The sequence below is a fragment of the Mesorhizobium sp. M0208 genome, from assembly GCF_040322015.1.
In the GTDB taxonomy this organism is placed as follows: domain Bacteria; phylum Pseudomonadota; class Alphaproteobacteria; order Rhizobiales; family Rhizobiaceae; genus Mesorhizobium.
On record NZ_JAMYSP010000022.1, the window covers coordinates 1 to 12,377 of the forward strand.

Below are 12,377 nucleotides of genomic sequence, written 5' to 3' on the forward strand. Positions count from 1 at the left end.
AAGGCCACCGCCCAGGTGACATTGGCGGCGATCGCCTTCAACATGCGCCGATGGGCCGCCATCACGGGATAGGTGCGCCCGCAGCCCGGCCGCCCGGGCCGAAACCGCCGCCGAAACCCCAAACAAGGGGGCGGAGCTCACAAAGACGAGCCAGGCTGACACCTTTGGGCACATCCAGTCCATCGGCGCGCGAGGCCTTCGATGTGAAAGCGTATTGCGTCGCGAATTTCGGTTTTTCCACCTCGAGCACCGATCGCAATGCAGCCGGGTAGGTCCGGCAGCTAAGCGGAAAAATTGTTTCCGGCTTTTCGATGACTGCCACGTAACGCATTGCGCGACCTCTTCGGTTGGAAATGTCATTATGGCCAGCGGCCGATCATCTACACCGACGTAGTTGAACAGCAGCTCCTCCTGAGATCTTTCCTGCTCTAATGAGCACATCGTCACGGATATTGAGGACGGCTTCGAGTCAACGCTGAGCGCGGGGCGCGGTTCGGTGGGCGAGAGCGTCTACTCCCTCATGCCAGCCTCTTCACCACCAAATCCTCGCTGCGGTCCACTGAGAGCACAGGCTGCCCCATCCTCAGGTGTAGCTCGATAGCCGACACGCTTCCCCATAGGGTCCCCGACGTGGCTTGTGACCCACACGTCTCGATCACGCAAAACAGGAGCGCATCATGTCGCAGGCAGAAACAAAAACCCGCACGACTGGTCAGCAGGAGACAAACATGAGCTTGGACAACATTTCACACCCTTCGATCCAGCACTGCGCCGACAGCCTGAACGCCAAGCACAGCAACGGTAGACCGGAGCCCGAATTGGTTCCGTCGCGCTACGCGCTGCAGGTCGGCGACATCGACGTGCTGGTGGTCAGCGATGGAGTGCTGCCGATACCAGCGCCGGTTATGGCATACAACGTCGACCCGGCCCTCCGGGAGGCCTGGCTGGACGACATGTTCCTGCCGCCGGACGTGCTCGAGTGGCCGCTGAACGTGGTCGTCGTACGCAGCGGCGACCGGACCATACTCGTGGACGCCGGGCTGGGGATGGACCCGGACTTGCACTTGCCGAGGGCCGGGCGGTTGGTCTCGCGATTGGAGGCCGCCGGCATCGATCTCGCATCCGTCACCGACGTGGTGCTGACCCATATGCACATGGACCACATTGGCGGGCTGCTCATCGACGGGGTGAAGGACCGGCTGCGTCCGGATCTGCGGATTCACGTGGCGGCCGCCGAGCTCAAGTTCTGGGAGTCGCCCGATTTCTCCCGCGTCTCCATGCCAACGGGGTTCCCGGATGCGCTGCGGCGGGCGGCCAAGCGGTTCGTGAACGACTACCACAGCCAGTTGCGGCCGTTTGAGACGGAGCATGAGGTGGCGCCGGGGGTGGTCGTCACGCTCACCGGCGGCCACACCCCCGGGCACAGCGTGGTCCGCCTAGCGTCCGGCGGCGATCGGCTGACCTTCGCCGGCGACGCCGTGTTCCAGGTCGGGTTCGACCAACCCGACTGGCACAACGGCTTCGAACACGACCCCGAGGAGGCGGCCCGCGTCCGGATCAATCTTTTGCGGGAGCTGGCGGCGACCCGCGAGCCGCTGGTGGCCACTCACCTGCCGTTCCCGTCTATCTGCCATGTGGCGGTGGACGGCGATGTCTTTCGTTGCGTGCCGGCTGTCTGGGACTACTGACCCGCGTATCGGGTTAGGGCCGAGCACAGCGTTTGAACGACCGCACGAGCAACGTCGCGAGCTTTGAGTAGCTAGGCATCGGGCGTGCCTGATCGGGTGGTGGCAATTGGCTTGCTTTGGCCGTTAGAGGTGGGTTGCCGTCAACCCACCTCCAAGCGATGAACTTGCCTATCAGCTATCTCAGCTACATCCGCTCGTAGCCCCGCAAGTATCGCACTTCTCGCAAGTGCCGTTCCGCACCATCGTGAAGTTATGGCACTCCGAGCATTCGTTGCCGGTGTAGCCCTGCATCAGTGATTGCTGGCGTCGGTTGGCAGCGAGCGCTTTTGCTTCGGCGGCTTCTTTGGCGGCCTCGTCGGTGAACAGCTCCGTCGGGTCGGACGCTTCCGCGTAGACGATGTCCTCGACCAGTTCCCTGGCGCGCTCCTCGTAGTCGCGCTTGTAGGCGATGGCTTCGTCGCTGGCCGGCTTCAGCGTCAGCACGTTGGAGCCGGAGAAGGCGGTCGGGGCGGTACGGGCTGGAGTCCCGGAGCCCGAACCGGCAAAGCCTTTCGGCTCGGCGCCCATGCCCGACACCAGCTTGACCGGCGAGGCGCCGCGGGTCAGGCCCTTGGAGAATGGCGTCGCCTTGCCTTCGTTGATGCCGCGCCCGAGTGCGGTCTTGTCGAAATCCGACTGGTCGACATGGGCGAGGTCGTGGCGGCCGAGATAGGAGACGGCGAGTTCGCGGAACACATAGTCGAGGATCGACGTGGCGTTCTTGATGGCGTCGTTGCCCTGCACCATGCCAGCCGGCTCGAATTTGGTGAAGGTGAAGGCTTCGACGAATTCCTCGAGCGGCACGCCATATTGCAGGCCGAGCGAGATGGCGATGGCGAAGTTGTTCATCATCGCCCGGAAGGCGGCACCTTCCTTGTGCATGTCGATGAAGATCTCGCCGAGGCGGCCGTCATCGAATTCGCCGGTCCTGAGATAGACCTTGTGGCCGCCGACGACCGCCTTCTGGGTATAGCCCTTGCGGCGGTTCGGCAGTTTCTCGCGGTCGCGGTAGAGACGCTCGACGACGCGCTCGACGATCTTCTCTGTCACCTGCACGGCGCGCTGCGCGGCCGGTGCCGCGATCAGCTGCTCGACCGCTTCGTCCTCGTCGTCCTCGACGTCGGCAAGCAGCGAGGCGTTGAGCGGCTGCGACAGCTTCGAGCCGTCGCGATAGAGCGCGTTGGCCTTCAGCGCCAGCTTCCATGACAGCATGTAGGCGCCCTTGGCGTCCTCCACCGTCGCGTCGTTCGGCATGTTGATGGTCTTGGAAATGGCACCGGAAATGAAGGGCTGTGCCGCCGCCATCATCATGATGTGGCTGTTGATCGACAGCGAGCGCTTGCCGATCTTGCCGCACGGGCTGGCGCAGTCGAACACAGGCAGGTGTTCGGCCTTCAGGAACGGCGCGCCTTCCAGCGTCATCGCTCCGCAGACATGGATGTTGGCGGCCTCGATGTCCTTCTTCGAGAAACCCAGCGCCGGCAGCATCTCGAACGAGAAATCATTGAGCTGCTCGTCGGTGAAGCCGAACGTCTCCTTCACCCAGTCGGCGCCCAGCGTCCACTGGTTGAAGACGAACTTGATATCGAAGGCCGACTTCAATGCCGCATTGAGTGCCGCGATCTTTTCGTCGGTAAAGCCTTTTGCCTTGAGCGAGCCGGGGTTGATGCCCGGCGCCTGGTTGAGATTGCCGTGGCCGACGGCATAGGCCTCGATCTCGGCGATCTGGCTCTCGGAATAGCCAAGCGTGCGCAACGCTTCCGGCACGGCGCGGTTGATGATCTTGAAATAGCCGCCGCCGGCCAGCTTCTTGAATTTCACCAGCGCGAAGTCGGGCTCGATGCCGGTGGTGTCGCAATCCATCACCAGGCCGATCGTGCCGGTCGGTGCGATCACCGTTGCCTGTGCGTTGCGGTAGCCATGCTCCTCGCCAAGCTCGATGGCGCGGTCCCAGGCGGCCTTGGCATGGTCGGCAAGCTCCTGCTGCTTGAGATCCGAGGCGACCAGCGGCACCGGGTTGACGGCAAGCTTCTCGTAGCCGTCCCTTTCGCCGTAGGCCGCGCGGCGGTGGTTGCGCATGACACGCAGCATGTTCTGCGCATTGCGGTCGTAGTCGGGGAAGGCGCCGAGCTCGGCGGCCATTTCAGCCGAAGTGGCATAGGCGGTGCCGGTCATGATCGCGGTGAGGGCGGCGCAAATGGCGCGGCCCTCGTCGGAATCGTAAGGAATGCCCGAGGTCATCAGCAGGCCGCCGATATTGGCGTAGCCGAGGCCGAGCGTACGGTACTCGTAGGAAAGCTTGGCGATCTCCTTCGACGGGAACTGCGCCATCATGACGGAGATTTCAAGCACCATGGTCCACAGTCGCACCGTGTGCTCGTAGGCAGCGATGTCGATGGTGCCGTCGGCGTTGCGATAGGGCAGTAGGTTGATCGAGGCCAGATTGCAGGCGGTGTCGTCGAGGAACATGTATTCCGAGCACGGGTTGGACGCCCGGATCGCACCGGCCGAGGCGCAGGTGTGCCAGTCGTTCATCGTCGTGTTGAAATGCAGGCCCGGATCGGCCGACGCCCAGGCGGCATAGCCGATCTTTTCCCAGAGATCGCGCGCCTTCAGCGTCTTCAGCACCTTGCCGTCCTTGCGGGCGGTGAGATGCCAGTCGCCGTCCTGCTCGACGGCGCGCAGGAAATCGTCCTTCAGCGACACCGAATTGTTGGAATTCTGGCCGGAAACGGTGAGATAGGCGTCCGAATCCCAGTCGGTGTCGTAGGTCTTGAACGACATCGAGGTGTAGCCCTGCTTGGCAAACTGGATGACGCGATAGATGTAGTTCTCCGGCACCGCGTCCTTCTTGGCCGCCTTGATCTCGCGCTTCAGCGCGGTGTTGACCGCCGGATCGAAGCAATCGTCGCCATTGCCTTCGCAGTTGATGCAGGCCTTCATGATCGCTTCGAGATGCTTCTTGACGATCTTCGAGCCGGTGACCAGCGAGGCGACCTTCTGCTCCTCGTTGACCTTCCAGTCGATGAACTCCTCGATATCGGGGTGGTCGGCGTCGACGATGACCATTTTCGCGGCGCGGCGCGTCGTGCCGCCCGATTTGATGGCACCCGCCGCGCGGTCGCCGATTTTGAGGAAGCTCATCAGCCCCGACGAGCGGCCGCCGCCCGACAGCTTTTCGCCTTCGCCGCGCAGGAACGAGAAGTTCGAGCCGGTGCCGGAGCCATATTTGAACAGGCGCGCCTCACGGACCCACAAATCCATGATGCCGCCCTCGTTGACGAGGTCGTCCTGCACGCCCTGAATGAAGCAGGCATGCGGCTGCGGATGCTCGTAGGAAGACTTCGACTTGGTCAGCTTGCCGGTGAACGGGTCGACATAGAAATGGCCCTGGCTCGGACCGTCGATGCCATAGGCCCAGTGCAGGCCGGTGTTGAACCATTGCGGCGAATTCGGCGCGACGCGCTGGGTGGCCAGCATATAGGCGAGCTCGTCGCGGAAGGCGCGCGCGTCTTCCTCCGACTTGAAGTAGCCGCCCTTCCAGCCCCAATAGGTCCAGGTGCCGGCAAGCCGGTCGAAGACCTGGCGGGCGTCGGTCTCGGAACCGTAGCGCTCGGCTTCCGGCAGCTTGGCCAGTTCAGCCTCGTCGGCCACGGAGCGCCACAGGAAGGAGGGAACTTGCGTCTCTTCGACCTTCTTCAGCCGTGCGGGCACGCCGGCTTTGCGGAAATATTTCTGCGCCAGGATATCGGCGGCAACCTGGGAGAACTGCGCCGGCACGTCGATGTTGTCCAAGCGGAACACCACCGACCCGTCCGGATTCTTGATCTCGGAAAGCGCCTTGCGGAATTCGATCTCCGCATAGGCAGATTGTCCTGGCTTGGTGAAACGACGCTCGATGCGCATTGGTCCGGTCCCTTTTGTCTACATATAGCGCTTTTCCCGAGGATTTCTGCCCTCTTGACGAAACGCGCATGCCCGCCGTCTGCCGGCGTTCGAAAACCCCGGCTCTCATCTTCACAGTCTCCGCCGCCCTGCCGGTCGAACCTCTTGCGAGGCCGCTGTCCAACATGCTCACGGACCCTGTGGGTCCCTCAAAAACTGAAAACTTTTTGTAACGCCCTCGGTCGAGGGAAATTCACATTATCTAGCGTCGAACCTATCTGCAAACACTAAATATAGTGTTAACAGACAATTTATTCAAGCCCGACAATCCTCCCCTTTCGCCCCCCAAGGCTTCAAAATCCCACGCCTCCGCCGGCCTCGTAAACAGGCGGGAATGCGGATCAAAACGCACATATTCCGGGAAAAAGACCGGCCTCGAAACTTTTCCGGTCGCACTCTCAACAGGAGCGCATGGCCTATAAAAGGCGACTCGTTTTGCGCCGTCAAGGATTCGTTTGCGTAGCTTTTATGACCCCAACATCTTGTGTGTCACATATGTGGATAACGGGGATAGAAGCGGAGCGCAGCGAGGAAGGTTCGGCGCCGCGCGGAGGTGCTTCGGCGATGGCGTTCGCGGCACCTGACCGCGGCTATGCGCCGCTCGGGCTCAGGAGAACCGGCGTGGATCGGCGCAGAAATGGGCGATGATCTGGCGAAGGTCCGGTTCATGCACCATGCCCACAGCCTCGGCGGCGCTGACCCACTTGCGGGTGCGTGCCCGCTTTTCCTTCCACCGGTCGGCGACCTTGTCGACCTGCAGCGGGAACACCAGAACCTCGCACGGCACTTCCTCGCCGGAATCCAGCACCTTGGCGTAGAAATAGCGGCCGGCCTCTTGATGCGAGATCGTGCCGCGCAGCCCGGCCTCCTCGCCGGCTTCGCGCGCCGCCGCTTCGCAAAGCGGCTCCTTCGCTTCCGGCCAGCCCTTGGGAAGCACCCAACGGCCGGTGTCGCGGCTGGTGATCAGCATGATTTCGACGCCGTCCCCGCTATCGCGCCAAGGCAACGCTGCAACCTGCAGGCGGGACGGCACCGCGCCGAAGAGTCGCTGGACCCTTTCGGCCAGATGGTTGTGCGTCGTTGGCCTCGTCAACATCGGAGAAGCTTGCCCCAGCTTCCAGAATCATTTGCCGTCTCATGAATCTTACGGCTAATTATAAGCAATAAAAGTAAAAAATGTTTCATGGACCAGCGAGATTCTGCCGATTTGCGCCGGTCTCGCCCAAATGGGGCGGCCGCGCGAGCATCACGCCGGCATTTCTCGGCTGCGGATGGTGCCTTGGGCGGGCTGGTTGCAATAAGCGGCGGTGCCGCGAATCAGCCGGCGTGGTCGTCGGCGATCGGCTTCTGGTAGGTGAAGCCCATGTCCCACGGAAAATAAATCCAGGTGTCCTGGCTGACCTCGGTGACGAAGGTGTCGACCAGCGGCCTGCCTTTCGGCTTGGCGTAGACGGTGGCGAAGTGCGCCTTGGGCATCATCGCGCGCACGATGCCCGCCGTCTTGCCGGTATCGGTGAGGTCGTCGATGATCAGCACGCCGGCCCCATCATCGGCGAGCAGCGCTGGTGTGATCTCCTTCAGCACCTGCAGCTGCCCCTGGCTGGTGTAGTCGTGGTAGGACGCGACGCAGACCGTCTCGATGACGCGGATGCCAAGCTCGCGCGAAATAATGGCGGCCGGAACCAGGCCGCCGCGCGTGATGCAGACGATCGCCTTCCATTGCCCCTTGTTGGCGCCGGCAAGCCGCCAGGCGAGCGCGCGCGCATCGCGGTGGAACTGGTCCCAGGAGACCGGGAAGGCTTTTTCGGGCAGGGACATCTTCGCGCACTCCGCAAAGCGCGCATCGCGCGCAGACACTATGGAATGCGCGCGGAATTAACTGGAAAGGCTTGGGCTTGGCAAGGGGAGTGGAAAGCTATCCCTGTGAAGCTACCGCGACAGGAAAGCCGCCACCGGTGCGGTGCGCAGCACCGTCCGCGTGACCCCGCCGAACAGCAGCTGGCGCAGCCAGGAATGGCTGTAGGCGCCGAGCACGAGCAGGTCCGCACCCGTTTCGGCGACCCTGGTCTGGATGATGTCGTCGACCGAGGCGCCGCCGGACCTCAGCACCGAGACGCTGACGGTCGCGCCGTGCCTGGACAGCGAGGCGGCGATCTCTGCGCCGGCCGTTTCCGGCGCCTCGTCGAGCGTATCCGGCGGGTCGATGACGACGATGTCCGTCTTTTCAGCCTCGATGATGAAGGGCAGGGCATCGAAGGCCGCACGCGCGGCTTCCTTGCTGCCGTTCCAGGCGAGCAGCACATGCTTGAAGCTGGTCACCAGCGGACCCGAATGCGGCACCACCAGCACCGGCCGGCCGGCATCGTAGACCAGCGTGTCGACGTCGGCGCTCGGGTCGCTGCCCGATTCGCGCTGCGCGGCGATGATCAGGTCCGCGGTGCGAACGGTCGAGATGCCGGTCAGCGCGCTGTCGCCGGAAAAACTCTCGAGGCTGCGCCATTCGAACGACAGGCCGGAATTCTCGATGCGATTGTGAAAGGCGGCCTGCAACTTCTCGGCGCGCTCCCGGTTCATGTCGGCCGAAACCTGCAGGAACTCGGTGTCCGGAAAGCCGGTGGCCGAGGTGTAGGGCACGGGCAGCGCCTCGGCATGAATGCCGATCAGATGGCTCTGGAACCGGCTGGCCAGCGGGATCGCGCAGTCGAGCACGCGCTCGGCGTCCTGTTCGTTCTGCAGTATGGCGACGATGGTCTTGAATCGCATGGCAGTCCCTCACTCCTTACGGCGATCCCATCGTGACAAACGTCACTGCGCGATGCTTGGTTCCGTCACGCCGATCAGCCCGGCTTGTTTGCCTTGATCAAACCCGCCACCATAGCCTCTACGTCGGCGCGTGCGGAGTCCAGCGCCTGCTGGCTGCGGGCGCGCACCACCAGTTCCGTCCAGAATTTGCCGTCGCCATATTTCGGATAGGAGCCGATGATCGTTTCCGGATGCGCCTTCTGGATGTCGCCCAGCGGCCGGCCGATCAGGCCTTCGCCGAACGGACATTCCACGGTGGCCGACAGCATTTTGGTGCCGGCCCGCAACGTCGGCACGACATTGTCGAGCATCGCCTGGAAAATCGCCGGCACGCCGGCCATGACATGGACGTTGCCGATGCGAAAGCCCGGCGCAACCGACACTGGGTTGTCGATGTGGTCTGCCCCGCGCGGCATCCGCGCCATGCGCTTGCGCGCTTCCGTGTATTCGATGCCGCGGGCAGCATAGCTTGCCTCCAGCAGGGCGTAGGCCCTGGCGTCGTATTCGCATGGCACGCCAAAGGCCTTGGCAACCGAATCGGCGGTGATGTCGTCATGCGTCGGGCCGATGCCGCCGGTGGTGAAGACATAGGTGTAGCGGGTGCGCAGCGCATTCACCGCAGCGACGATCTCGTCTTCCTCGTCCCCAACGATGCGCACTTCCTTCAGGTCGATGCCGATCGCCGTCATGATATCGGCGAGGTGGCCGATGTTCTTGTCCTTGGTGCGGCCGGACAGAATCTCGTCGCCGATGACGAGCATGGCGGCGGTGACGATTTCGGTCATGGCAGGCTCCGGCAAACGGGTCGCCTGAGATAGCGCGGCGGACGGCCGGCGGCAATGCCGCCAAACGACGGATCCACCTGTGCCACCTCCCTTGCAGTGGACCCTTCGGCGGGTGATGCTGCGTGCCGGTTTGGAGCCTTGAGCAAGACATGCCGGTACCGATTCTTCCATGGCTGCCCGGCGCGCTGGTTCTGCTGGTGCTCGTCGTGGCAGCCTATCCTCTGCTGGCGACACGGCGGATCGCGGCGAAAGCCGAAAGGCTGGTGCCGGCCAGCGGGAAATTCATCGAGATCGACGGCAACCGCATTCATTATGTCGAGACGGGCGAGGGGCGGCCGATCGTCTTCCTGCACGGCCTCGGCGCGCAGCTTCATCATTTCCGTCACACGCTGTTCGGAATTTTCGGCCCGAACTATCGGCTGATTGCGCTCGACCGTCCGGGTTCCGGTTATTCGGTGCGGGCCAGGGGCGCCAGCGGGCGGCTGCCCGAGCAGGCCGAGATCGTGCGGCGCTTTATCGAGGCGCTTGGGCTGGAGAAGCCTCTGGTCGTCGGCCATTCGCTGGGCGGCGCCATCGCACTGACGCTGGCTGTCGAGCATCCCGAGGCGATTTCCGGTGTCGCCTTGCTGGCGCCGCTGACCCATATGGAGCCGGACGCGCGCGAGAAGTTCGGCCCGCTATACATCAACTGGCCCCTGCGGCGCCGGATCATGGCTCATACGGTGGCGATCCCGGCGGCTCTCAAAGATGCAGAACGCACGCTGGCCTTCATCTTCGCGCCACAGACGGCACCGGCCGACTATATGGTCGAGGGCGGCGGCTGGTGCGGACTGAGGCCAAGCCATTTCTACGCAACATCGACCGATGTCGTGGCCATCGCGCATGACCTTGGCCGCATCGAGCAACGCTATGGTGAAATCACCATGCCGGCCGGCATTCTGTTTGGTGCTTCCGACCGCGTGCTGGGCATCGGTATCCACGGCTGGCCGGTGATGGAAAAGATCAGCGGGCTCGATTTCGAGCCGGTCGAGGGGCTTGGCCACATGCCGCAATTCGTCGAGCCGGAACGGGTCGTCGCTTTCATCGAACGCATTGCCGACCGCGCATTTGCGCCGAAGTCCGACACCGGCAGCTGACACCCTCCCGGACGCGGTATCGGCCGGCAGGGTGCCGCCCCGCGCATCCCGGCCGCCGGGAATACCTCCGAACCTAATCAGGATATCGGCTATTCCTTCACGGCTCCGGTCATCGAGGAAACATAGTGCTCGACAAAGAACGAATAGAGCACCACCACCGGCAGCGAGCCGATCAGCGCTCCCGCCATCAGCGCCCCCCATTCATAGACGTCCGAGCGCACCAGCTCTGTGAGCACGCCGACCGGCACAGTCTTGTTTTCGGACGACTGGATGAAGGTCAAGGCGTAGATGAACTCGTTCCATGACAGCGTGAATGCGAAGATGCCAGCGGAAATCAGGCCCGGCACCGACAGCGGCAGCACGATCTTGGTGAGGATCTGCCAGCGGCTCGCCCCGTCGATCAGCGCGCATTCTTCCAGCTCGAACGGGATCGAGCGGAAGTAACCCATCAACAGCCATGTGCAGAACGGGATCAGGAAGGTCGGATAGGTGAGGATGAGAGCGAAGGGCGTGTCGTAAAGCCCAAGGTTGAACACCATCACCGACAGCGGAATGAACAGGATCGAAGGCGGCACGAGATAGGCGAGGAACACCGCGAGGCCGACCTGACGCGCCCCGGAGAACCTCAAGCGCTCGATCGCATAGGCAGCGAACACCGCAGCCAGCAGCGACAGGAAGGTGGCGGCGGTCGAGATGATGATCGTGTTGAGCAGCCAGCCCGGATAGGACGTCTCGAAGAGCAGGTAGCGGATATGCTCGAGCGTCGGATGCACCACCCAGAACGGGTTGAAATTGGCGTAATCGGTCATCTCGAGATTGGGCTTAACCGCCGTGATCGTCATCCAGTAGAACGGAAACAACAGCACGATGACGAATATCAGCAACGGCAGATAGACCGTCACCACGCGGCGCGGCACGCTCTGCAGGTAGCCCATGCCGCCTTCGTCGAGTTTCGGGCGTTTACTCGTTTCGATCGCGGTCATGTCAATCTCCGCCGCCCTGCTGCCATTTGCGCCGTTGCAGGCCAAAGTAGCTGAACAGGATCGCCGCCAGCAGGAACGGGATCATGGCGACTGCGATCGCGGCGCCTTCGCCAAGCTGGCCTCCGGAAATGCCGCGCTGGAACGACAGAGTCGCCATCAGGTGCGTGGCGTTCACCGGCCCACCGCGCGTCAGCACATAGATCAGCTGGAAATCGGTGAAGGTGAACAGCACCGAAAACGTCATGGTGATGGCGATGATCGGCGTCAGCAGCGGCAGCGTCACATAGCGGAACAATTGCCAGCGGCTGGCGCCGTCGAGCGTGGCGGCCTCGTAGAGCGACTGCGGAATCGTCTGCAGGCCGGCAAGCAGCGTGATCGCGACGAAAGGAATGCCGCGCCAGACATTGGCGGCGATGACCGAAGCCCGCGCATTCTCGGGATCGCCGAGGAAATTGATGCGATGGTCGATCAGGCCCATTTCCATAAGCGCCCAGGACAGGATCGAGAACTGCGAATCGTAGATCCACCAGAAGGCGATCGCCGACAGCACCGTCGGCACCACCCAGGGAAGCAGGACGATCGCGCGGAAGAACGATTTGAACGGCAGGTTCTGGTTGAGGATAAGCGCCAGCCAGAGGCCGAGCACGAACTTCAGGATCGAGGCGCTGATCGTATAAAGCAAGGTGTTGAAAACGGAGAGCCAGAAGACGGCGTCATCCCACAGATATTCGTAATTCTCGATGCCAATGAAGATGCCGGGGCGGCCGATGCGAGCATCGGTGAAGCCGAGCCAGACGCCGAGCCCGAGCGGATAGGTCAGGAAGACCAGCAGCAGTGCCGCCGCCGGCAGCATGAAGCCGAAGCCAAGCGCGTTTCGGCTATCGGCCAAGGTCGCCAGGATGCGAGACAAGATCGAGGGCCGCGGCTGAACGGCGGCGGAGGTCACGGCCATGGGTCGGCTCCTCTAAGGTTTCGTAAACGGCCGGGCGGCCATGCGCG

The 12,377-nt window shown here is 63.0% G+C and carries 10 protein-coding genes; 2 read left to right on the forward strand and 8 right to left on the reverse strand.

The window, feature by feature from the left end; all coding sequences use genetic code 11:
- Positions 1–61 precede the first annotated feature (61 nt).
- Entirely contained in the window at positions 62–322 is a 261-nt protein-coding gene (locus NKJ17_RS21090) for a hypothetical protein (protein ID WP_352689902.1), read from the reverse strand.
- Between the two features lie 355 nt (positions 323–677).
- Here NKJ17_RS21090 and NKJ17_RS21095 point away from each other — a divergent pair, with 355 nt between their 5' ends.
- The gene (locus NKJ17_RS21095; RefSeq protein ID WP_292657726.1) at positions 678–1,688 is read left to right on the forward strand and encodes an MBL fold metallo-hydrolase; all 1,011 of its coding nucleotides are present in this window, start codon (positions 678–680) and stop codon (positions 1,686–1,688) included.
- Between the two features lie 180 nt (positions 1,689–1,868).
- Here NKJ17_RS21095 and NKJ17_RS21100 read toward each other — a convergent pair whose 3' ends face one another.
- The 5 genes from NKJ17_RS21100 to NKJ17_RS21120 form a co-directional block, all read right to left on the reverse strand.
- Positions 1,869–5,633, reverse strand: coding sequence for a vitamin B12-dependent ribonucleotide reductase (locus NKJ17_RS21100; RefSeq protein ID WP_352689903.1), 3,765 nt, complete (start codon positions 5,631–5,633; stop codon positions 1,869–1,871).
- Between the two features lie 646 nt (positions 5,634–6,279).
- Positions 6,280–6,768: an NUDIX hydrolase gene (locus tag NKJ17_RS21105; RefSeq protein ID WP_352689904.1), complete on the reverse strand. Its 489-nt coding sequence runs from the start codon at positions 6,766–6,768 to the stop codon at positions 6,280–6,282.
- 221 nt (positions 6,769–6,989) lie between these two features.
- A complete protein-coding gene (gpt, locus tag NKJ17_RS21110) occupies positions 6,990–7,490 on the reverse strand; it encodes a xanthine phosphoribosyltransferase (protein WP_006200882.1) in 501 nt (166 codons plus the stop codon).
- Between the two features lie 111 nt (positions 7,491–7,601).
- Positions 7,602–8,435 carry a universal stress protein gene (locus NKJ17_RS21115; RefSeq protein ID WP_352689905.1) on the reverse strand — a complete coding sequence of 278 codons (834 nt, stop codon included), beginning with the start codon at positions 8,433–8,435 and terminating at the stop codon, positions 7,602–7,604.
- Between the two features lie 74 nt (positions 8,436–8,509).
- Positions 8,510–9,259, reverse strand: a complete 750-nt coding sequence (locus NKJ17_RS21120; protein ID WP_352689906.1) for a competence/damage-inducible protein A — start codon at positions 9,257–9,259, stop codon at positions 8,510–8,512.
- Between the two features lie 149 nt (positions 9,260–9,408).
- Between NKJ17_RS21120 and NKJ17_RS21125 the strand changes: the two genes are divergently transcribed.
- Complete coding sequence (locus NKJ17_RS21125; protein WP_352689907.1) at positions 9,409–10,395, forward strand: alpha/beta fold hydrolase; 987 nt, start codon at positions 9,409–9,411, stop codon at positions 10,393–10,395.
- A gap of 89 nt (positions 10,396–10,484) precedes the next feature.
- Here NKJ17_RS21125 and NKJ17_RS21130 read toward each other — a convergent pair whose 3' ends face one another.
- Together NKJ17_RS21130 and NKJ17_RS21135 are read right to left on the reverse strand one after the other, a co-directional pair.
- Complete coding sequence (locus NKJ17_RS21130; RefSeq protein WP_352477400.1) at positions 10,485–11,378, reverse strand: carbohydrate ABC transporter permease; 894 nt, start codon at positions 11,376–11,378, stop codon at positions 10,485–10,487.
- A gap of 1 nt (position 11,379) precedes the next feature.
- A complete protein-coding gene (locus NKJ17_RS21135) occupies positions 11,380–12,330 on the reverse strand; it encodes a carbohydrate ABC transporter permease (protein WP_254817687.1) in 951 nt (316 codons plus the stop codon).
- Positions 12,331–12,377: the final 47 nt, after the last annotated feature.

Coding starts and splice junctions, on each gene's coding strand:
- NKJ17_RS21095 (WP_292657726.1), top strand. CDS start 678: ATGTCGCAGGCAGAAACAAAAACCCGCACGACTGGTCAGCAGGAGACA.
- gpt (WP_006200882.1), bottom strand. CDS start 7,490: ATGTCCCTGCCCGAAAAAGCCTTCCCGGTCTCCTGGGACCAGTTCCAC.
- NKJ17_RS21115 (WP_352689905.1), bottom strand. CDS start 8,435: ATGCGATTCAAGACCATCGTCGCCATACTGCAGAACGAACAGGACGCC.
- NKJ17_RS21125 (WP_352689907.1), top strand. CDS start 9,409: ATGCCGGTACCGATTCTTCCATGGCTGCCCGGCGCGCTGGTTCTGCTG.
- NKJ17_RS21130 (WP_352477400.1), bottom strand. CDS start 11,378: ATGACCGCGATCGAAACGAGTAAACGCCCGAAACTCGACGAAGGCGGC.
- NKJ17_RS21100 (WP_352689903.1), bottom strand. CDS start 5,633: ATGCGCATCGAGCGTCGTTTCACCAAGCCAGGACAATCTGCCTATGCG.
- NKJ17_RS21120 (WP_352689906.1), bottom strand. CDS start 9,259: ATGACCGAAATCGTCACCGCCGCCATGCTCGTCATCGGCGACGAGATT.
- NKJ17_RS21135 (WP_254817687.1), bottom strand. CDS start 12,330: ATGGCCGTGACCTCCGCCGCCGTTCAGCCGCGGCCCTCGATCTTGTCT.
- NKJ17_RS21105 (WP_352689904.1), bottom strand. CDS start 6,768: ATGTTGACGAGGCCAACGACGCACAACCATCTGGCCGAAAGGGTCCAG.